This window comes from Streptomyces sp. NBC_00271 (genome assembly GCF_036178845.1).
GTDB lineage: Bacteria > Actinomycetota > Actinomycetes > Streptomycetales > Streptomycetaceae > Streptomyces.
Genome location: NZ_CP108070.1, coordinates 8,473,983 through 8,493,513, shown reverse-complemented (window position 1 = coordinate 8,493,513; position 19,531 = coordinate 8,473,983). Strand labels below are relative to the sequence as shown.

18 protein-coding genes are annotated in these 19,531 nt (G+C 71.3%); 10 read left to right on the top strand and 8 right to left on the bottom strand.

Going from position 1 to position 19,531, the window contains the following annotated elements; all coding sequences use genetic code 11:
* Positions 1 to 17 precede the first annotated feature (17 nt).
* Positions 18 to 1,022 (top strand): LuxR C-terminal-related transcriptional regulator, encoded by a 1,005-nt coding sequence (locus OG798_RS38435; RefSeq protein ID WP_328758450.1) that lies wholly within the window; start codon positions 18 to 20, stop codon positions 1,020 to 1,022.
* Between the two features lie 78 nt (positions 1,023 to 1,100).
* Here OG798_RS38435 and acnA read toward each other — a convergent pair whose 3' ends face one another.
* Positions 1,101 to 3,815, bottom strand: a complete 2,715-nt coding sequence (gene acnA / locus OG798_RS38430) for an aconitate hydratase AcnA (protein WP_121418281.1) — start codon at positions 3,813 to 3,815, stop codon at positions 1,101 to 1,103.
* 214 nt (positions 3,816 to 4,029) lie between these two features.
* A complete protein-coding gene (locus OG798_RS38425) occupies positions 4,030 to 4,533 on the bottom strand; it encodes a GNAT family N-acetyltransferase (protein WP_120987405.1) in 504 nt (167 codons plus the stop codon).
* 154 nt (positions 4,534 to 4,687) lie between these two features.
* On the opposite strand from OG798_RS38425, the gene OG798_RS38420 reads away from it, so the two are divergent.
* The 3 genes from OG798_RS38420 to OG798_RS38410 all read left to right on the top strand — a co-directional run bounded on the left by OG798_RS38420 (position 4,688) and on the right by OG798_RS38410 (position 7,519).
* Positions 4,688 to 5,548, top strand: coding sequence for a helix-turn-helix transcriptional regulator (locus OG798_RS38420; protein WP_328758449.1), 861 nt, complete (start codon positions 4,688 to 4,690; stop codon positions 5,546 to 5,548).
* Between the two features lie 118 nt (positions 5,549 to 5,666).
* Entirely contained in the window at positions 5,667 to 5,864 is a 198-nt protein-coding gene (locus OG798_RS38415) for a DUF4236 domain-containing protein (RefSeq protein ID WP_067375410.1), read from the top strand.
* Between the two features lie 125 nt (positions 5,865 to 5,989).
* Complete coding sequence (locus OG798_RS38410) at positions 5,990 to 7,519, top strand: helix-turn-helix domain-containing protein (RefSeq protein WP_120985539.1); 1,530 nt, start codon at positions 5,990 to 5,992, stop codon at positions 7,517 to 7,519.
* 94 nt (positions 7,520 to 7,613) lie between these two features.
* Here OG798_RS38410 and OG798_RS38405 read toward each other — a convergent pair whose 3' ends face one another.
* On the bottom strand, positions 7,614 to 8,060 hold the full coding sequence (locus OG798_RS38405; protein WP_121414774.1) for a DUF6299 family protein: 447 nt from the start codon (positions 8,058 to 8,060) through the stop codon (positions 7,614 to 7,616).
* A gap of 274 nt (positions 8,061 to 8,334) precedes the next feature.
* Here OG798_RS38405 and OG798_RS38400 point away from each other — a divergent pair, with 274 nt between their 5' ends.
* The gene (locus OG798_RS38400; RefSeq protein WP_095852133.1) at positions 8,335 to 8,529 is read left to right on the top strand and encodes a DUF5999 family protein; all 195 of its coding nucleotides are present in this window, start codon (positions 8,335 to 8,337) and stop codon (positions 8,527 to 8,529) included.
* 46 nt (positions 8,530 to 8,575) lie between these two features.
* Here OG798_RS38400 and OG798_RS38395 read toward each other — a convergent pair whose 3' ends face one another.
* Positions 8,576 to 8,974, bottom strand: coding sequence for a RidA family protein (locus OG798_RS38395; RefSeq protein ID WP_054234033.1), 399 nt, complete (start codon positions 8,972 to 8,974; stop codon positions 8,576 to 8,578).
* 22 nt (positions 8,975 to 8,996) lie between these two features.
* Positions 8,997 to 10,367 carry an acyl-CoA dehydrogenase family protein gene (locus OG798_RS38390; protein ID WP_121414775.1) on the bottom strand — a complete coding sequence of 457 codons (1,371 nt, stop codon included), beginning with the start codon at positions 10,365 to 10,367 and terminating at the stop codon, positions 8,997 to 8,999.
* A gap of 177 nt (positions 10,368 to 10,544) precedes the next feature.
* Between OG798_RS38390 and OG798_RS38385 the strand changes: the two genes are divergently transcribed.
* From OG798_RS38385 to OG798_RS56635, 4 genes are all read left to right on the top strand, one after another.
* Positions 10,545 to 12,227, top strand: coding sequence for an AMP-binding protein (locus tag OG798_RS38385; protein ID WP_328758448.1), 1,683 nt, complete (start codon positions 10,545 to 10,547; stop codon positions 12,225 to 12,227).
* Between the two features lie 15 nt (positions 12,228 to 12,242).
* The gene (locus OG798_RS38380) at positions 12,243 to 13,064 is read left to right on the top strand and encodes a PaaX family transcriptional regulator (protein WP_121414777.1); all 822 of its coding nucleotides are present in this window, start codon (positions 12,243 to 12,245) and stop codon (positions 13,062 to 13,064) included.
* 113 nt (positions 13,065 to 13,177) lie between these two features.
* Positions 13,178 to 13,729 carry an adenylyl-sulfate kinase gene (gene cysC, locus OG798_RS38375; RefSeq protein WP_328758446.1) on the top strand — a complete coding sequence of 184 codons (552 nt, stop codon included), beginning with the start codon at positions 13,178 to 13,180 and terminating at the stop codon, positions 13,727 to 13,729.
* Entirely contained in the window at positions 13,726 to 14,124 is a 399-nt protein-coding gene (locus OG798_RS56635; protein WP_443053953.1) for an elongation factor 1-alpha C-terminal domain-related protein, read from the top strand. Before cysC ends, OG798_RS56635 begins: the two co-directional genes overlap by 4 nt.
* Here the strand turns inward: OG798_RS56635 and OG798_RS38365 are convergent.
* Both OG798_RS38365 and OG798_RS38360 read right to left on the bottom strand, forming a co-directional pair.
* On the bottom strand, positions 14,110 to 16,419 hold the full coding sequence (locus OG798_RS38365) for a bifunctional salicylyl-CoA 5-hydroxylase/oxidoreductase (protein WP_443053952.1): 2,310 nt from the start codon (positions 16,417 to 16,419) through the stop codon (positions 14,110 to 14,112). The two genes, OG798_RS56635 and OG798_RS38365, sit on opposite strands and share 15 nt — an antisense overlap.
* A complete protein-coding gene (locus OG798_RS38360) occupies positions 16,404 to 17,231 on the bottom strand; it encodes an enoyl-CoA hydratase family protein (protein WP_067375395.1) in 828 nt (275 codons plus the stop codon). The genes OG798_RS38365 and OG798_RS38360 overlap by 16 nt, the downstream gene beginning before the upstream one ends.
* A gap of 342 nt (positions 17,232 to 17,573) precedes the next feature.
* On the opposite strand from OG798_RS38360, the gene OG798_RS38355 reads away from it, so the two are divergent.
* Positions 17,574 to 18,026, top strand: coding sequence for an ATP-binding protein (locus tag OG798_RS38355; RefSeq protein WP_097224550.1), 453 nt, complete (start codon positions 17,574 to 17,576; stop codon positions 18,024 to 18,026).
* Here the strand turns inward: OG798_RS38355 and OG798_RS38350 are convergent.
* Entirely contained in the window at positions 17,986 to 19,455 is a 1,470-nt protein-coding gene (locus tag OG798_RS38350; protein ID WP_328758445.1) for an amino acid permease, read from the bottom strand. The genes OG798_RS38355 and OG798_RS38350 overlap by 41 nt on opposite strands.
* Positions 19,456 to 19,531: the final 76 nt, after the last annotated feature.

Genomic DNA, 19,531 nt, shown 5'->3' with positions numbered 1-19,531 from the left:
CTCTACCGTGCCGGGCCATGGCGAACACGGCTTATGAACCGGCACTCGGACGGACCCCTGTCGCGAGCCCCTGGGCCGCGGTGGGGGTTTCCGCCTTCGACGAACGCCTCTACCGGGCGGTCCTGCACCAGCCCGACGCGGGTACGGCGGGCTGGGCTCTGCTGACCGGCGGCTCCCGGTCCCAGGTCCGGGACGCCTGCGAACGGCTGCTGGCTCTGGGTCTGCTGCAGCCGCCGGACTCGGTCGGCGGACTGCGGGCCGTCGACCCACGGGTGGCGATCCGTGCCTTGATCCGGCGCCGCGAGACCGAGTCCGAGCTGCTGGCCGCCACCGCGCAGGAGATGTCCACGGCGTACGACGCGGGGCTGCTGCGCGAGCGGCCCGCCCGGCTGGTCGAGGTGGTGGACGGCGAGGGCGCCAACGCCGCGCGGCTGGAGGAACTGTACGCCCGCGCCGAACACGAGGTGTGTGTCTTCGACTCCCCGCCCTATCTCGCCCCGCGCACCCCGCAGTTGGACCTGCAGGCCGATCTGCTGAGCCGCGGCGTGTCCTACCGCGCGGTCTACGCGGCCACCGCGCTGGAGGATCCGGACGTCCTGTGGCACGCGTTACGGATGGTCGAACTCGGCGAACAGGCACGGGTGTTGCCCACCGTGCCGGTGAAGCTGCTGGTGGTCGACGGACACACCGCGATGCTGCCGCTCACCGCCGCGGACGCGGGCGGCTACTGCGCGGTACTCATCCGGCACTCGGCGGTGACCGACGCCTTGCAGCGGCTCTTCGAGCTGGCCTGGCAGCAGGCGACGCCGCTCGGCCAACCGGTCTCCGACGGTGAACTCACCGAGGGGGAGCGGACATTGACCCGGCTACTGGCCGCCGGGATGAAGGACGAGGCGGTCGCCCGTCACCTGGGGGTGAGCCTGCGGACACTGCGCCGCCGGGTGAGCGATCTGCAGGAGCGGCTGGGCGCGGCGAGCCGTTTCCAGCTGGGGATGCGGGCGGCTCAGCGCGGCTGGGTGTAGGCACGCGGACGTGCCGTCGCATGCGAAGGGCCGCACACCTCCAAGGAGGAGTGCGGCCCGGCCGCCGTACCGGATCGCCTACTTGCGGATCAGGCTGCGCAGCACGTACTGCATGATGCCGCCGTTGCGGTAGTAGTCCGCCTCGCCGGGGGTGTCGATGCGGACGACCGCGTCGAACTCGACGCCGGTGTCGGTGGTGACCTTCACCGTGCGCGGGGTGGTGCCGTTGTTGAGCTCCTCGACGCCGGTGAAGGAGAAGGTCTCCTCGCCGGTGAGGCCGAGGGTCTCGGCGGTGGCGCCCTCCGGGAACTGGAGCGGCAGGACGCCCATGCCGATGAGGTTCGAGCGGTGGATGCGCTCGTACGACTCGGCGATGACGGCCTTGACGCCGAGGAGCGCGGTGCCCTTGGCGGCCCAGTCGCGGGACGAGCCGGAGCCGTACTCCTTGCCGGCCAGGATGACCAGCGGGGTGCCCTGCGCGATGTAGTTGCGCGAGGCGTCGTAGATGAACGCGACGGGCGCGCCCTCGACGGTGAAGTCGCGGGTGTAGCCGCCCTCCGTGCCCGGCGCGATCTGGTTGCGCAGGCGGATGTTGGCGAACGTGCCGCGGATCATGACCTCGTGGTTGCCTCGGCGCGAGCCGTAGGAGTTGAAGTCACGACGCTCCACACCGTGCTCGGTGAGGTACTTGCCGGCCGGGGTGTCGGCCTTGATGGCGCCGGCCGGGGAGATGTGGTCGGTGGTGACCGAGTCGCCCAGCTTGGCCAGTACACGGGCACCGGCGATGTCGGTGACCGGGGACGGCTCGTGCGCCATGCCCTCGAAGTACGGGGGCTTGCGGACGTAGGTGGACTGCGGGTCCCACTCGAAGGTGTTGCCGGTCGGGATCGGCAGCGCCTGCCACTGGGCGTCGCCCGCGAAGACGTCCTGGTAGGACTTGTTGAACATGTCCTCGCCGATGGCGTTCGCCACGACGTCGTTGACCTCGGCCTCGGAGGGCCAGATGTCGGCCAGGTAGACGGGCTTGCCGTCCTGGTCGATGCCCAGCGCGTCCTTGGTGATGTCCACCTTCATGGAGCCCGCGAGCGCGTACGCGACGACCAGCGGCGGGGAGGCCAGGTAGTTCATCTTGACGTCGGGGTTGATGCGGCCCTCGAAGTTCCGGTTGCCGGAGAGGACCGAGGTGACCGCGAGGTCGTGGTCGTTGACGGCCTTGGAGACCTCCTCCGGCAGCGGGCCGGAGTTGCCGATGCAGGTGGTGCAGCCGTAGCCGACGAGGTTGAAGCCGACCTTGTCGAGGTAGGGGGTGAGCCCCGCCTTGTCGAAGTAGTCGGTGACGACCTTGGAGCCCGGGGCGAGGGTGGTCTTGACCCACGGCTTGCGGGTCAGGCCCTTCTCCACGGCCTTCTTCGCGACGAGCGCGGCGGCGACCATGACGTACGGGTTCGAGGTGTTGGTGCAGGAGGTGATGGCCGCGACCGTCACCGCGCCGTGGTCGATCTCGTAGGTCGAGCCGTCGGGGGCGGTGACCGTGGTCGGACGGGTCGGTACGCCGTTGGTGGTGGCCGGGGAGTCGGAGGCCGGGAAGGACTCCTTGCCCGCCTCGTCGTCCTCGTCCACGTAGTTGCGGACGTCCTGGGCGAACTGCTGCGCGGCGTTCGCGAGGACGATGCGGTCCTGCGGGCGCTTCGGGCCGGCGATCGACGGGACGACCGTCGAGAGGTCCAGCTCCAGCTTCTCGGAGAAGTCGGGCTCGGCGGCCGGGTCGAGCCAGAGGCCCTGCTCCTTGGCATACGCCTCGACGAGCGCGAGCTGCTGCTCGCTGCGGCCGGTCAGCTTGAGGTACTTGATCGTTTCTGCGTCGATCGGGAAGATCGCGGCCGTCGAGCCGAACTCCGGCGACATGTTGCCGATGGTGGCGCGGTTGGCCAGCGAGGTGGCGGCGACGCCCTCGCCGTAGAACTCGACGAACTTGCCGACGACGCCGTGCTTGCGCAGCATCTCGGTGATCGTGAGCACCAGGTCGGTGGCGGTGGTGCCGGGGGTGAGCTCACCGGTCAGCTTGAAGCCGACGACGCGCGGGATGAGCATGGAGACCGGCTGGCCGAGCATCGCGGCCTCGGCCTCGATGCCGCCGACGCCCCAGCCGAGCACACCGAGGCCATTGACCATCGTGGTGTGCGAGTCGGTGCCGACGAGCGTGTCGGGGTACGCCTGGCCGTTACGGACCATGACCGTGCGCGCCAGGTGCTCGATGTTCACCTGGTGGACGATGCCGGTGCCCGGCGGGACGACCTTGAACTCGTCGAAGGCGGTCTGACCCCAGCGCAGGAACTGGTAGCGCTCCTTGTTGCGGCCGTACTCCAGCTCGACGTTCTGCGCGAACGCGTCGTTGGTGCCGAACTTGTCGGCGATGACGGAGTGGTCGATGACCAGCTCGGCCGGGGCCAGCGGGTTGATCTTCGCCGGGTCGCCGCCGAGCTCCTTGACGGCCTCACGCATGGTGGCGAGGTCGACGACACAGGGCACGCCGGTGAAGTCCTGCATGATCACGCGGGCGGGCGTGAACTGGATCTCCTGGCTGGGCTGCGCCTGGGAGTCCCAGTTTCCGATGGACCGGATGTGGTCGGCGGTGATGTTCGCGCCGTCCTCGGTGCGGAGCAGGTTCTCCAGCAGCACCTTCAGGCTGTACGGAAGGCGAGCCGAGCCTTCCACCTTGTCCAGCCGGAAGATCTCGTACGACTCGTCGCCCACCTGCAGCGTGCTGCGGGCGTCGAAGCTGTTCGCCGACACGACAGTCTCCTTCATTGATGTGCGCGTTCCCACCGCATCCTGCCGCCACGACGTCTTGGCCGATCCGCTAAGGTAAGGCTAACTTAGGTAAGCCTTACTGCCAGACCTGATGACAACGTGCGGCTGCGGTGCACCTCGGCAGATATCTCGATGTCGAGATAACTCTAGTACATGGGCGCCCCCGGGTCATGCCCGGCATGCTGTCGACCTGCCGTCAGTGACTCCGGCGTGCCCGGGGCAGCGCGCGCGTGAGCCACACCAGCTCGCCGCGGTCGTCGGCCGAGACGTGGTCGCGCTCGAACCCGAGCTTTTCGAGGACACGGAACGACGGAGCGTTCCAGGTGCGCACGGTCGCCCAGACCCGCCCGCGCCCGGTCGTGCTCGCGGCGGCGAGCACCGCGGAGGCCGCCTCGGTCGCATAGCCGTGCCCGTGCGCGCCGCGGAACAACTCGTACGCGATCTCGGGTTCGTCGAGGGAGGCCCGGCCGACGAGGAGCCCGCAGTAGCCGATGAAGGTGCCCGTGTCGCGGCGGTCGACGGGCAGCAGAGCGATGCCGGTCGACGCCGCCGCGGCGAGCTGGGTCGCGATGATCTCGCGGCTCCGTTCGACCGGGAGCGGCCCGTCGCCCCGTTCCGCGAAGAGCGCGCTGTGACTCTCGGCATCGGAGTCGGACCACGGCCGCAGCGTCAGCCGGGCGGTCTCTAGGCGTGACGGCATCGGCGGATACGCGGGCACGGCGACACCCTATCGACGGCGCCCGGAGCGGGGAACACAGCACTCGGGGCGGGGTGGGCGGTCACGGGTCCGCCCCGCCTGTTCCTGGCACTGCCAGTACCAGGCACGGACGCGCGGACCGGTGCACAGTGGGGGGATGGCGAGTACGGAGTTCGGACGGACGGTCCGGCGCTGGCGGGACCGGGTCTCCCCCGAGGCGGCCGGGCTCCCCGTCGGTGGGCACCGGCGGGCGGCCGGACTGCGCCGCGAGGAGCTGGCTCTACTGGCCGGGATCTCGGTCGACTATGTGACCCGTCTCGAACAGGGGCGGGCGAGCAACCCCTCGGAGCAGATCGTCGAGGCGCTCGGCCGGGCGCTGCGCCTGTCCGGCACCGAGCGCGAACACCTCTTCCATCTCGCCGGACTGGCCCCGCCGGGACGCGGCACCGTGCCCGCCCACATCACTCCCGGCGTGCACCGGATGCTGGACCGGCTGACCGGAACGCCCGTCGCGGTCTTCAACGCGGCGTGGAACCTGCTGCTGGCCAACCCGCTGTACGCGGCCCTGATGGGTGACCCGTCCGGATGGCGCGGCAACGAGCGCAACGCGGTGTGGCGCAACCTCGTGGGCCCGGGCACCCACGTCCGCCACACCCCCGAGGCCCGACGCGAGTTCGAGATCACCGTCGTCGCCGACCTGCGCGCGACCGCGCGCCGGTATCCGGCGGACCAGCGGCTGCGGCGCCTGGTCGAGGAGTTGCGCGCGCGCAGCGACCGGTTCGCCGAGCTGTGGGAGTCCGAGGCCGTGGGCCACCACGAGACCTCGCGGAAGACCATCGACCATCCGCAGCTGGGTCCCCTGACACTCGACTGCGACGTACTCAACGTCGCGGGCAGCGACCTGCGCATCATGGTCTACACGGCCGAGCCGGGAACGCGGGACGCCGAACAGGTCGCCCTCCTCGGGGTCATCGGCACCCAGACACTCGTGGAGCACGGGGCGGCCGAACGAGGCTGAACGCGCCCGGAGTTCACAGGCAACCATCGCCCGCTTCGGGGTACTCGGAACGGGACGCGCCACAGTCGGCGCCGCGAAACGACAGGAATGCCGTGAACTGCCCCAAGGGGGACCAACCATGCCTCTCACGTTCCGCAAGAGCTTCCGCATCCTTCCCGGGGTGCGGCTGAACATCAACCGGCGCTCGTGGTCGATCACCACGGGCGGCCGGCACGGACCGCACCACACCCGCAGCAGCAACGGGCGCCGCACCACGTCGATGGATCTACCGGGTCCCTTCGGCTGGCGGCGCACGACGCGTCGGCGGGAGCGCTGACCGAAGTCGCCGTGCCGCCACGGCGCCGCACCCGAACTCCCCTGCGGGTGCGGTGTGCTGTAGCCCACTACCCGGACGGATGCGCTCCGTTTCTCTTTATCTCACATCAGATATACGGTCGCGCCATGGCAGACGACTACCTCGTACGCATCGGCAAGCTCATCCGTGACGCCCGGCAACACCGGGGCTGGACACAGTCGCAGCTCGCCGAGGCACTCGGCACAAGTCAGAGCGCCGTCAATCGCATCGAGCGCGGCAACCAAAACATCAGCCTTGAGATGATCGCTCGAATCGGTGAAGCCCTGGACAGCGAAATCGTCTCTCTGGGCTACGCGGGTCCGATGCATCTGCGCGTGGTCGGCGGACGTCGTCTGTCCGGCTCGATCGATGTCAAGACCAGTAAGAACGCGTGTGTCGCGCTGCTGTGCGCGACGCTCCTGAACAAGGGGCGCACGGTGCTGCGCCGGGTGGCCAGGATCGAGGAGGTCTACCGCCTTCTGGAGGTGCTCGGCTCGATCGGCGTCCGCACCCGCTGGATCAACGACGGGGTCGACCTCGAGATCGTCCCCCCGAGCGAGCTGGACATGGAGGCGATCGACGCCGAGGCCGCCCGCCGGACGCGGTCGATCATCATGTTCCTCGGCCCGCTGCTGCACCGTATGGACACCTTCAAGCTGCCGTACGCGGGCGGTTGTGACCTCGGCACCAGGACCATCGAGCCGCACATGATCGCGCTGCGGCGGTTCGGGCTCGACATCGCCGCCACCGAGGGGCTCTACCACGCCCAGGTCGACCGGGCCGTCTCCCCCGGCCGGCCCATCGTGCTGACCGAGCGCGGGGACACCGTCACCGAGAACGCGCTGCTCGCCGCCGCCCGCCACGACGGCGTGACCGTCATCCGCAACGCCTCCTCCAACTACATGGTCCAAGACCTGTGCTTCTTCCTGGAGGCGCTCGGCGTACGGGTGGAGGGCGTCGGCACGACCACGCTCACCGTCCACGGCGTGCCGAACATCGACGTGGACGTGGACTACTCGCCGTCCGAGGACCCGGTCGAGGCGATGAGCCTGCTCGCCGCCGCGGTGGTCACCGAGTCGGAGCTGACGGTGCGCCGGGTGCCGATCGAGTTCCTGGAGATCGAGCTCGCGGTACTGGAGGAGATGGGCCTCGACCACGACCGCACGCCGGAGTACTTCGCCGACAACGGCCGTACGCGGCTGGTGGACCTGACCGTACGGCCCTCCAAGCTCGAGGCGCCGATCGACAAGATCCACCCGATGCCGTTCCCGGGCCTGAACATCGACAACGTGCCGTTCTTCGCGGCCATCGCGGCCTCCGCCCAGGGCAAGACCCTCATCCACGACTGGGTCTACGACAACCGGGCCATCTACCTGACCGACCTCAACCGGCTCGGCGGCCGGCTGCAGCTCCTCGACCCGCACCGCGTGCTGGTCGAGGGCCCGACCCGCTGGCGCGCCGCCGAGATGATGTGCCCGCCCGCGCTGCGCCCGGCCGTGGTCGTGCTGCTGGCGATGATGGCGGCCGACGGCACGTCCGTGCTGCGCAATGTGTACGTCATCAACCGCGGCTACGAGGACCTGGCCGAGCGGCTCAACTCGATCGGAGCACAGATCGATACGTTCCGGGACATCTAGGGCGCCTGAAAGGTAGTGGGGCTCGCTGGGGACGACTTCGCGTCGTCCTCCGGCGAGCCCGCCGTGTGCCGTCCCGTCCCGCCCGTGCGCCGGCTCAGCCCTCCATGAGGGTGATGTCCTGCTGCTGCAGCGCGTGGAACAGCGGCAGCGGCAGACCGCCCAGGGCCGGGCTCAGTTCCATCAGGGTGGCCTCGACATGGGCGGCGCCCGGGGCGAGGGTGCCGGGTGTGCGCTTCTCCGAGTTGGTCCAGCGGTGCTCCGCCCCGTCGCAGACCGCCGCGCTGCCGCCGATGCCGTAGCGGATCCGGGAGTCGCCCTGCGACACCGACGAGGAGACGAGCACCGGCCCCGTACCGCTCAGACAGCGGTAGGTGCCGGAGAGGGTGACGGTTCCGTCGGCGGCGAGGTGACCGGTCGGGTCGACGGTGACCGTCTCGGACGGGGTCGACAGGGCGCCGACGGACACGGCGACGGCGGACGGGGCGAACAGCAGCAGGAGCACGGCGCCGGTGGCCGCGCCGAAGACCTGGCGCAAGGGCATGAGGTACCTCCTGGAACGTGGGGGGCTCCACAGGTACCGGGCGCACGGGCCCGAGGCGGTGACCCTCACCCCTTTGGTGGCGAGTCCGCCACATGGCGGGTCCGGTCCGTCGGGGGTCGAGTCCGTGCGTCATGGGAACGTTCGAGAGTTGTCCGCGTGTTGTCACGCTTCTCGACCGGCGGTTCCGATGAGTTCGCCGCGGGAGCATGGTCTTACGTATGCGAGGCGGCGACAGCGCCGTCGACACTCATCGCATCCGACGTGGAGGTGCGTCATGTGTTCCCACCAAACTCTGTGCCCGTCCGCGGACTCCAACGCTCCGCACATCGTGTCGGCCCACCCCGAGCAGGGCTGGAGCCTGCTGTGCAACGGCGCGATCGTCTTCGACGACAGCGGTGAACTGCTTCCCGACGGCAGCGTGGTCGCTCCGCACCGGGTGTTCGCCGAGCGGCTGGCAGTCGCCGCCTAGTCCCTCCGGGAGTTCAGGGAGTTCCGGAAGTTCCGGGGGCGGGGTGCTACGGCAGCACCGCGAAGCCGTCGAGTTCGACCAGGGCCTGTTCGTCCCAGAGGCGGGCGGCGCCGACGACGGCCATCGCGGGATAGTCCCGTCCCGCCAACCGCCGCCAGACGCGGCCGAGTTCGGGGGCCCGCGCACGGTAGTCCGCGACATCGGTGGCGTAGACCGTGACCCGCGCGAGGTCGGCCGGGGTGCCGCCCGCGGCCCGCAACGCCGTCAGCAGATTGGTCAGCGCCTTCTCGAACTGCTCCGGGAGGGTCGCGCCGACCACCTTCCCGTCCGTGTCCAGCGCGGTCTGGCCCGCCAGGAAGACCACGCGGGTGCCGGTGGCGACGACGGCGTGCGAGAAGCCGGTGGGCGGGGAGAGCTCGGGCGGGTTGACGCGCTCGGTGCTCACAAAACCTCCAGGCTCTCGACGCTCACGGGGCCTCCACCGACGCGTACAGCTCCTTGGCGATGACCGCCCGCTGGACCTCGCTGGCGCCTTCGTAGATACGGGGCGCGCGGACCTCCCGGTAGAGGTGTTCGAGGAGATGGCCGCGGCGCAGGGCACGGGCGCCGTGCAGTTGGACGGCCGCGTCGACCACGTACTGGGCCGTCTCGGTCGCCAGCAGCTTCGCCATCGCCGCGCGCCGGGGCACGTCCGGGGCCCCTTCGTCGTACGCCGCTGCCGCCGCGTAGACCATCAGGCGGGCCGCCTCCGTACGCAGCGCCATCTCGGCGACCTGGTGAGCCACCGTCTGCAGGTCCTTCAGCCTGCCGCCGAACGCCTCACGCCCGGCCGTGTGCGTGAGCGTCGCCGCGAGGGCCGCCTCCGCCATGCCGACCGCGAAGGCGCCCACGCTCGGGCGGAAGAGGTTGAGGGTGTGCATCGCGACCCGGAAACCGCGGTCGGGCTCGCCGAGCACGTCGTCCGCGGTCACCGGTACGGCGTCGAAGGCGAGGGCGCCGATGGGGTGCGGGGAGAGCATGTCGAGCGGGGTGCCGGTGAGGCCCGGACGGTCGGCGGGCACCAGGAAGGCGGTGACGCCCCGGGCTCCGGCGCCCTGGGTGGTCCGCGCGAAGACGGTGTAGAAGTCGGCCTCGGGCGCGTTGGAGATCCAGCACTTCTCCCCACTGAGCCGCCAGCTCCCCCAGCCGTCACGCTCGGCAACGGGCGTCCCCTGCCCCTCGGCGACGGACGGCACGGGGTCCGCGGGCACGGCTCCGGCGGCCCCGGGAGCGACCCCAGAGGCCGCAGGCGAGGAACCAAGGTCGGCGGGCAAGCCTCCGGGGGCCGCAGGCGCGACTCCGGGCGCCGCTCCAGAGGCCGCGGATGAGGCCCCGCTGGCCGCGGGCGCCGCTTCGCCGGGCGCCGGTGCGGAAGTGGGCGCCCGGGAGGCGTCTCGGTCCGCGCGGAGCGCCAGCGCCGCCGCGTCCGAGCCCGCGCCCGGCTCGCTCAGCGCGAACGCGGCCACCGCACTGCCGTCCGCGACCCGGGGCAGCCAGCGCTCGCGTTGCGCCCGGGTGCCGTACGCGTGCACCGGATGCGCACCGAGGCCCTGCAGGGCGAGTGCCGTCTCGGCCTCGGTGCAACCGTGCGCCAAGGACTCCCGCATCAGGCACAGATCGAGCGCGCCCGAGGTGAACAGGCGGGCGAGCAGCCCGAGCCGGCCCAACTCGGCGACAAGGGCACGGTTGACGTGACCCGGCTCGCCCTTCTCCGCCAGCGGGCGCAACCGCTCCTCGGCCAGCGCGCGCAGCTCGGCACACCAGGCGGTCTGTGCCGGATCGAGCGAGAATGCGGGCATTGCCGGTTCCCTCTCCGCCGTCGGACTGCGGGACCCCAGGCTATCGCGGGACGTTGACTGTCGTCACCAACACGATACGCTCCTTGTGCGAGACGCGAGCCCAGAGCACCGAGAGCTGAGCACCGAGAGTCACGAGCTGAGCGCTGCGAGCCCACCACGACAAGGGGGCGAACCTCCATGGACGGCGACACCCTGGAGCCGACGACCTCGGCCCACGTCGACACCTTCGCCCGCGACCACCTCCCGCCCCCCGAGCAGTGGCCCGAACTCCCCTTCGACCTGCCCGAGCTGCACTACCCCGAACGGCTGAACTGCGCCGCCGAACTCCTCGGCGGCAAGCCACCGCAGCGCCCCGCCTTCCGCACGCCGTCCGGCGACCTGTGGACGTACGGGCACCTCCTCACCCGGGTGGACCGGATCGCCCACGTCCTGACCACCGAACTGGGCGTCGTGCCCGGCAACCGGGTGCTGCTGCGCGGGCCCACCACACCCTGGCTCGCCGCGTGCTGGTTGGCGGTCCTGAAGGCGGGCGGGGTCGCCGTCACGGTGCTCGCCCAGCAGCGCCCGCACGAGCTGACCACCATGTGCGCCATCGCCCACGTCACCCACGCGCTGTGCGACGTACGGTCGGTCGACGACCTGGCGAAGGCGGAGATCCCGGGGCTGCGGATCACGACGTACGGCGGGGACGCGCCCGACGACCTGCTGCTGCGCATCACGGGCGCCCCGGACGAGCCGTTCACGGCGGTCGACACGGCCGCAGACGACGTCGCGCTGATCGCGTTCACCTCCGGCACCACCGGCCGCCCCAAGGGCTGTGTGCACTTCCACCGCGATGTGCTGGCCATAGCGGACACCTTCTCGAAGCACGTGCTGCGGCCGCACGAGGACGACGTCTTCACCGGCAGTCCCCCGCTGGGCTTCACGTTCGGGCTCGGCGGCCTCGTCGTCTTCCCGATGCGCGCCGGCGCCTGCTCCCTGCTGCTCGAACAGGCGGGCCCCAAGCAACTGTTGCCCGCGATCACCGAGCACCGCGTCTCGGTGCTGTTCACCGCACCCACCGCCTACCGGGCGATGCTGGCGGACCTGGACGAGTACGACACGACCTCGCTGCGGCGCTGTGTGTCCGCGGGCGAGAACCTGCCCGCCGCGACCTGGCGGGCCTGGCACCACCGCACCGGACTGCGCATCATCAACGGCATCGGCGCCACCGAGCTGCTGCACATCTTCATCTCCGCGGCCGACGAGCACATCCGCCCCGGGACGACGGGCGTCCCCGTACCGGGCTGGCAGGCGCGGGTGGTCGACGCCGAGGGGACGCCGGTGCCGGACGGCGAGCCCGGACTGCTCGCGGTGCGTGGCCCGGTCGGCTGCCGCTATCTCGCCGACCCACGGCAGCGGGAGTACGTGCGCGGCGGCTGGAACATCACCGGCGACACCTATGTGCGCGACCCCGACGGCTACTTCCGCTATGTCGCCCGCGCCGACGACATGATCGTCTCGGCGGGGTACAACATCGCCGGGCCCGAGGTCGAGGACGCCCTGCTGCGCCACCCGGACGTGGTCGAGACGGCGGTCGTGGGGCGGCCCGACGAGGCACGCGGGCAGGTGGTGGTGGCGTACATGGTCCTCAGAGAGGGGGCACGCAAGGACACCGAGGCGCTGCGCGCCTTCCTCAAGTCCGAGCTGGCGCCGTACAAGTGCCCTCGCGAGTTCGTCTTCCTGGACTCGCTGCCGCGCACGGCGACCGGAAAGCTGCAACGCTTCCGGCTGCGCGCGGACGCCCCGCCGGCGAGCGGGCAGACCCCGTCGCCGCCCGCGCCGGAGGGTGAGTTGTCCACCGGCAGCGGTCCCAAGTGATCTTCGCGCACTAGAGTGATCAACGTGTCAGAGCAGCACGCCCCCCGGTCCCTCATCGTCACGTTCTACGGCGCGTACGGCCGTTTCATGCCCGGCCCCGTGCCGGTGGCCGAGTTGATCCGGCTCCTCGCCGCGGTCGGCGTCGACGCGCCCTCCGTACGCTCGTCGGTGTCCCGGCTCAAGCGCCGCGGACTGCTCGAACCGGCCCGTACGGCGGCGGGCGGCGCGGGGTACGCGCTGTCGCCGGACGCCCGCCAACTGCTGGAGGACGGCGACCGGCGGGTGTACGCGACGGCGCCTCCCGAGGAAGAGGGCTGGGTGCTCGCCGTCTTCTCCGTGCCGGAGTCCGAGCGGCAGAAGCGGCACGTACTGCGCTCGCGCCTCGCCGGTCTCGGCTTCGGGACGGCGGCCCCCGGCGTCTGGCTCGCCCCCGCGCGGCTCTACGAGGAGACCCGGCACACCCTGGCGCGGCTGCGGCTCGACCCTTACGTGGAGCTGTTCCGCGGGGAGCACCTGGGCTTCGCGGCGACGGCGGAAGCGGTCGCGCGCTGGTGGGACCTGGCGGCGATCGCCAAGCAGCACGAGGCCTTCCTCGACCAGCACGCGACCGTGCTGCGCGACTGGCGGCGGCGCGCGGACACCCCGCCCGAGGAGGCGTACCGCGACTATCTGCTCGCCCTGGACACCTGGCGCCACCTCCCGTACGCCGACCCGGGGCTGCCCGCCGCGTTGCTGCCCGAGGACTGGCCGGGCGCCCGCTCGGCCGCCGTGTTCCGGGCGCTGCACGAGCGGCTGCGGGACGCGGGGGCGAGATTCACCGAACCCACTGACGTGTGACCTCGGTTACATCATGAGGCGCTAAGGGAACCCTCAGCCCCTTCCGTCCCTCTTCTCATGCTTCTTACCTAGCGTCGTGAGCCGCACGCCAGGACAGGAAGAGGACCGCACGTATGACCACCACGGCAAGGGCTCAGGGAGCCACCGTCTGGCTCACGGGTCTGCCGAGCGCGGGCAAGACGACCATCGCCCGGATACTCGGGACCCGTCTGAAGGCGGAGGGGCACCGGGTGGAGGTCCTCGACGGCGACGAGGTCCGCCGGTTCCTCTCCGCGGGTCTCGGCTTCTCGCGCGAGGACCGCAACACCAACGTGCAGCGCATCGGCCTGGTCGCCGAGGTGCTCGCGCGCAACGGCGTCCTCGCCGTGGTGCCCGTCATCGCGCCGTACGCCGACAGCCGCGACGCCGTCCGGGAGCGGCACGAGGCGAGCGGGACGCCGTACATCGAGGTGCATGTCGCCACCCCCGTCGAGGTGTGCAGCGAGCGCGACGTGAAGGGGCTGTACGCCCGGCAGGCCGCGGGCCGGCTGACCGGGCTCACCGGCGTCGACGACCCCTACGAGCCGCCGTTGGACCCGGCGCTCACGCTGGAGACGCATCTGCAGACCCCGCAGGAGTCCGCGGACTCGGTGCACGCGGTGCTCGCGGCGCGGGGGCTCGTATGACCTCCACGGCGGTCGAACAGGACTTCACGCTGTCGCACTTGGACGCCCTGGAGTCGGAGGCCGTCCACATCTTCCGTGAGGTCGCTGGCGAGTTCGAACACACGGACTGGTACGAGGGTCCGGCGCTCCTGGAGTTCCTGGAGACCGTGCCGCGAGATCGCCGGCATCGACGTGCTCGGCAGGGACGCCGGACTCGCGTACGCGCCGCAGTGACGAACGACCTCGGGCGCATCACCCTGCGCACCGCCGAGCCGCTCGCGCTCGACGACTACGCGGACGTACGCCGCACCGGCGCTTTCCTCCTCGTCGACCCGGCGGACGGCTCGACACTGACGGCGGGCATGGCCGGCCTCTCCCGTCAGGACCGCTGTCCCGCGCCCTCAAGTCCCCAGTGAGAGACGGGGCTTGGGGGCGTCGATGCGTCCGGTCTGCGGGCGGCGGCTGCCCGCGCGGTACGGCTTGGGCCAGGCGACGCCCGGACCCTCGTACCCCTGCTCGGCCGCCGCGTGCAGCGTCCAGTGCGGGTCGTAGAGATGCGGCCGGGCGAGTGCGCACAGGTCCGTACGCCCGGCCAGGATCAGGGAGTTGACGTCGTCCCAGGAGGAGATCGCGCCGACGGCGATCACGGGGAGGCCGGTCTCGTGGCGGATCCGGTCGGCGAACGGGGTCTGATACGAGCGGCCGTACTCCGGCTGTTCGTCGGCGACCACCTGCCCGGTCGACACATCGACCGCGTCGGCGCCGTGCGCCGCGAAGGCCCGAGCGATCGCCACGCCCTCGTCCCCGGTGTTGCCGCCCTCGGCCCAGTCGGTGGCGGAGATGCGGACGGTCATGGGCCGCTCCTCCGGCCACACGGCCCGTACGGCGTCGAAGACCTCCAGCGGGAAGCGCAGTCTGCGTTCCAGCGAGCCGCCGTAGACGTCGGTGCGCCGGTTGGTGAGCGGTGAGAGGAAGCCGGACAGCAGGTAGCCGTGGGCGCAGTGCAGTTCGAGGAGATCGAAGCCGCAGCGGGCGGCACGCCAGGCGGCGGCCGCGAACTGCTCGCGGATGTCGGTGAGTTGGGCGCGGCACAGCTGCCGGGGGGTCTGGCTGCGCGGTCCGTACGGGATCGGGGAGGGGGCCACGAGCGGCCAGTTGCCCTCCTCCAGCGGCTCGTCCATGCCCTCCCACATCAGCTTCGTGGAGCCCTTGCGGCCGGAGTGTCCGAGCTGGACGCCGATCGCGGTGCCGGGTGACTGGGCGTGCACGAAACGGATGATCCGCCGCCAGGAGTCGGCCTGCCGGTGTGAGTAGAGGCCCGCGCAGCCGGGTGTGATGCGGCCCTCGGCGCTCACGCACACCATCTCGGTCATCACCAGGCCCGCGCCGCCGAGCGCCCGTGCGCCCAGGTGGACGAGGTGGAAGTCGCCGGGGACGCCGTCCACGGCCGAGTACATGTCCATCGGTGAGACCACGACCCGGTTGCGCAGGGTCATACCGCGCAGCCGGAACGGGGTGAACATCGGCGGTGTGCCGGGCGGGCAGCCGAACTCGCGCTCGACCGCCGCCGTGAAGTGCGCGTCCCGCAGCCGCAGGTTGTCGTGTGTGACGCGGCGGCTGCGCGTGAGGAGGTTGAAGGCGAACTGCCGGGCGGGCTGGTGGAGATACAGCCCCAGGTTCTCGAACCACTCCAGGCTGGCCCGCGCCGCCCGCTGGGTGGACGCGACGACGGGGCGCCGCTCCTCCTCGTACGCGGCGAGTGCCTCGTCGAGGGTGGGCCGCTCCTCCAGGCAGGCGGCCAGCGCGAGCGCGTCCTCGACGGCGAGCTTGGTGCCGGAGCCGATGGAGAAGTGGGCGGTGTGCGCGGCGTCGCCGAGGAGGACCAGATTGCCGTGGGACCAGCGGTCGTTGACCACCGTACGGAAGGTGGTCCACGTCGACTTGTTGGACCGCAGCTGCCGTCCGCCGAGCGCGTCCGTGAAGATCTTGCCGCAGAGCTCGACGGACCCCTGTTCGTCGAGGTCCGCGAAACCGGCCGCCCGCCACACCTCTTCGCGCATCTCGACGATGACGGTGGAGGCGTCGGCCGCGTACGGGTAGCCGTGCAGCTGCATCACGCCGTGCTCGGTCTCGGCGATCTCGAAGCGGAAGGAGTCGAAGGCGAAGTCGGCGGCGAGCCAGATGTAACGGCACCGGTGCTCCTCGACCGACGGTCCGAAGACCTCCGCGTACGCCGCCCGGGTCGGGCTGTGCACCCCGTCGGCGGCGACGACCAGGTCGTACGCCGTCATCAGTTCGGCGACCGGCGGGGCCTCGGCCCGGAAGCGCAGCTCGACGCCGAGCGAGCGGCAGCGCTCGTGCAGGATCTCCAGGAGTCGGCGCCGGCCGAGCGCCGCGAAGCCGTGGCCTCCGGAGGTGTTGCGTACGCCCCGGTGCACGATGTCGATGTCGTCCCAGCGCACGAACTCGTCCTGGAGCGCCGCGTACACGACCGGGTCGGCGTGCTCGATCCCACCGAGCGTCTCGTCGGAGAGCACGACACCGAAGCCGAAGGTGTCGTCGGGGGCGTTGCGCTCCCAGACGGTGACCTCGCGGCCCGGGTCGAGGCGCTTGAGGAGCGCGGCGGCGTACAGTCCGCCGGGACCGCCGCCGATGACGGCGACACGCACAGACGCGCCCGTCCGCGTCGCCACGGCTATCGCCCCCGCCACTTCGGCGCGCGCTTCTCCGTGAACGCCGCATGGAACTCGGCGTAGTCCTCGCCGGTCATCAGGAGGGCCTGGGTCGAGGCGTCGAGCTCGACGGAGGCGGCGAGGGGCATGTCCAGTTCGGCGGTGAGCAGGGCCTTGGTCTGGGCGTACGCGAGAGCCGGGCCCTCGGCCAGGCGGCGGGCCAGCCGCTGGGCGGCCTCGTCCGCGCTGCCCTCGTCGGCCAGCTCGCTGATCAGGCCGATCCGCTCGGCCTCGGGCGCGCGCACCGGTTCGCCGAGCATCAGCAGCCGGGTCGCGTGACCGAGCCCGACGACCCGGGGCAGCAGATAGGCGGCGCCCATGTCGCCGCCGGACAGTCCGACGCGGGTGAAGAGGAAGGCGAACCGGGCGCTCGGGTCGGCCACCCGGAAGTCGGCGGCCAGGGCGAGGACGGCTCCGGCGCCCGCCGCGACCCCGTGCACCGCCGCGATCACCGGGAACGGGCACTCCCGTACGGCCCGCACGACCTGCCCGGTCATCCGGTTGAAGTCGAGGAGCTGGGCGGTGTCCATGGACAGGGTCGCGCCGATGATCTCGTCGACGTCGCCGCCGGAGCAGAAGCCGCGCCCCTCCCCCGCCAGCACCAGCGCCCGCACCGACCGCTCACGGGAGAGCTCGGCGAGCAGATCGCGCAGGTCGGCGTAGGCGCCGAAGGTGAGGGCGTTGAGTTTCTCGGGGCGGGCCAGGGTGACCGTGGCGACCCCGTCGGCGACCGCGCACCTCAGGTGCTGCCAGTCGGAGGTGCGGGCGGCGGAGCCGGTGAAGGGACTCATGACGGGCGGCCTCCTCGGACGGGGGCGGCGGTCCGCGCGGGGCGCCGGACAGCGGGCGTCGTTACTCCACGAAGTTATCACCATTCTGTGACTGTCGTCACGACCACGCAATAGACCGGTCGTGAAGTGACCGTTTCCCGTCATCTAGTCACGGGTTCTCGATAGCCCCGTAACGGCGGGAGCACCTCGCGGGAGACCAGGTGTTGAGCTGGGTACGGGGCCTCATGCCGAGCCGAACGTCCTGGGAGGGCGCCCACCGAATGTCCTGGAACGCGCCCGCCCGACGTCTGCGCCCGGCCGCGCCGTACCATTCCTCACGTTGAAAGCAGGACAGCCTGCTCCATGAACGGACCCGCCTTGCACGACACCCCCGCCCCCGCCTCCTGGCGCATCGCGCTGCCGCACACCGCCGCGGCCGTGCCGGTCGCCCGCGCCCTGGTCCGCACCGCGCTGGCCGAGCTGAAGCACGCGGCCGACAGCGACACCGCGGAACTGCTCACCGCGGAACTGGTCGCCAACGCCGTGGAGCACACCGCGGGGGACGGTCCCATAGAGCTGGTCGTGGAGCTCATGCCGACCGGCTGTCAGGTCGAGGTGCACGACCCGGACCCGGAGCCGCCCGGCAACCTCACGGTCCCGGAACCGCCCGGCGAGCCCGACCCCTGGCAGGAGCACGGGCGCGGCCTCCTCCTGATCCGCACCCTCAGCTCCTCCTGCGGCCACCGCCCCACCGGTTCCGGCAAGGCGGTCTGGTTCAGACTGCCTGTGGTGCCCGCTCAGCGGCGTCCGGTGTGACCTCGGCGCCGGAAACGGCTCCGGGAACGGCCGCGGCCGCGGCCAGCCGGGAGTTGCGGCGCCCGTAGAACACGTACACGAGGAAGCCGGCCGCCAGGAAGCACACGAACTGGATCCAGGTCGTCCAGCCCGTCTCGTACATCAGGTACAGACAGAAGCCGATGCCGAGCAGCGGCACCACGGGGTAGAGCGGCACCCGGAACGTCCTGGCGAGACCCGGTTGGCGGCGCCGCAGCGCGATCACCGCGACGTTGACGGCGGCCATGGTGGCGAGCGTGCCGATCGTCGTCAGGTTGACGACGGCGTCGAGCGGGGCGAAGGCCGCCGGGACGGCGAAGACGATGGCGACGATCAGGGTCCCCGCGACCGGGGTCGAGGTCTTCGGCGAGATCTTCTCGAAGACCCGCGGCACGAGCCCGTCGCGGGACATGGACATGAGGATGCGGGTCTGTCCGTACATCACCGCGAGCACGACCGAGGCGATGGCGACGACCGCTCCGAACGCGACGACCCCGGCGCCGACCGTGGAGCCGGTGACCACGTTGACGACGTACGACAGCGCGGCGGGCCGCCCGGCGACCGCGTCGCCGCCGACGGCGCCGATCGCCGCGAGGGCCACCGCGCAGTACAGCAGGGTGACCAGACCGATGCAGACCAGGATGGCGATCGGGATGTTGCGGCGGGGGTCCTTGGCCTCCTCGCCGGCCGTGGTGATCGCGTCGAAGCCGATGTACGAGAAGAAGGCCGCCGTGGTGCCCGCGCCGATACCGCCCAGGCCGGCCGGGGAGAACGGCGTGAGGTTGCCGTGCTGGAAGGCGCTGAACCCGATCGCGCAGAAGGCGACGAGCACGACGAGCTTCAGCACGGCCATGGCCGCGGTCGCCCGGGCGCTCTCGCGCACCCCGCGGATCAGCAGGACCGAGGCCAGCGCGATCACGATGACCGCGGGAAGGTTGACGATCCCGCCGTCGGACGGGCCGGCCGAGAGCGCGGCGGGCAGCTGCACGCCCGTGAGGCTGTGCAGCAGCTCGTTGACGTACTGGCTCCAGCCGACCGCCACGGCCGACACGGAGACGCCGTACTCCAGGAGCAGACACCAGCCGACGAGGAAGGCCGTGCCCTCGCCCAGTCCCGCGTAGGCGAAGGAGTACGAGGATCCGGAGACCGGGATCGCGCCGCCGAGCTCGGCGAAGGAGAACGCGGTGAAGACGCAGGTGATCGCCGCGAGGATGAACGACACGACCACGGCGGGTCCGGCCTGGGCGACCGAGTCGGAGAGTCCGACGAAGATTCCGGTGCCGACGATCGCGCCGACGCCGAAGCAGATGAGCTGGAAGAGACCCATGGTCCGCTTGAGGCCATGGCCTTCGCGGTCGGCGCCTGATTCGGCCATCAGCAGCTGGGGGGACTTGATGCGTGGAGCGGACATGCGGGTGGTGCTCATTTCCGGTGGTGCGGGGTGCGACGGTGTCGGTCGCACGGCGGTCGCGGAAGGGGTGGCTCCG

What these genes read in the sequence shown, in the direction of transcription:
- OG798_RS38435 (WP_328758450.1), top strand. Translation starts at nt 18, where the DNA reads ATGGCGAACACGGCTTATGAACCGGCACTCGGACGGACCCCTGTCGCG.
- OG798_RS38425 (WP_120987405.1), bottom strand. Translation starts at nt 4,533, where the DNA reads ATGCCGTCACGCCTAGAGACCGCCCGGCTGACGCTGCGGCCGTGGTCC.
- OG798_RS38420 (WP_328758449.1), top strand. Translation starts at nt 4,688, where the DNA reads ATGGCGAGTACGGAGTTCGGACGGACGGTCCGGCGCTGGCGGGACCGG.
- OG798_RS38415 (WP_067375410.1), top strand. Translation starts at nt 5,667, where the DNA reads ATGCCTCTCACGTTCCGCAAGAGCTTCCGCATCCTTCCCGGGGTGCGG.
- OG798_RS38410 (WP_120985539.1), top strand. Translation starts at nt 5,990, where the DNA reads ATGGCAGACGACTACCTCGTACGCATCGGCAAGCTCATCCGTGACGCC.
- OG798_RS38405 (WP_121414774.1), bottom strand. Translation starts at nt 8,060, where the DNA reads ATGCCCTTGCGCCAGGTCTTCGGCGCGGCCACCGGCGCCGTGCTCCTG.
- OG798_RS38400 (WP_095852133.1), top strand. Translation starts at nt 8,335, where the DNA reads ATGTGTTCCCACCAAACTCTGTGCCCGTCCGCGGACTCCAACGCTCCG.
- OG798_RS38390 (WP_121414775.1), bottom strand. Translation starts at nt 10,367, where the DNA reads ATGCCCGCATTCTCGCTCGATCCGGCACAGACCGCCTGGTGTGCCGAG.
- OG798_RS38385 (WP_328758448.1), top strand. Translation starts at nt 10,545, where the DNA reads ATGGACGGCGACACCCTGGAGCCGACGACCTCGGCCCACGTCGACACC.
- cysC (WP_328758446.1), top strand. Translation starts at nt 13,178, where the DNA reads ATGACCACCACGGCAAGGGCTCAGGGAGCCACCGTCTGGCTCACGGGT.
- OG798_RS56635 (WP_443053953.1), top strand. Translation starts at nt 13,726, where the DNA reads ATGACCTCCACGGCGGTCGAACAGGACTTCACGCTGTCGCACTTGGAC.
- OG798_RS38360 (WP_067375395.1), bottom strand. Translation starts at nt 17,231, where the DNA reads ATGAGTCCCTTCACCGGCTCCGCCGCCCGCACCTCCGACTGGCAGCAC.
- OG798_RS38355 (WP_097224550.1), top strand. Translation starts at nt 17,574, where the DNA reads ATGAACGGACCCGCCTTGCACGACACCCCCGCCCCCGCCTCCTGGCGC.
- OG798_RS38350 (WP_328758445.1), bottom strand. Translation starts at nt 19,455, where the DNA reads ATGTCCGCTCCACGCATCAAGTCCCCCCAGCTGCTGATGGCCGAATCA.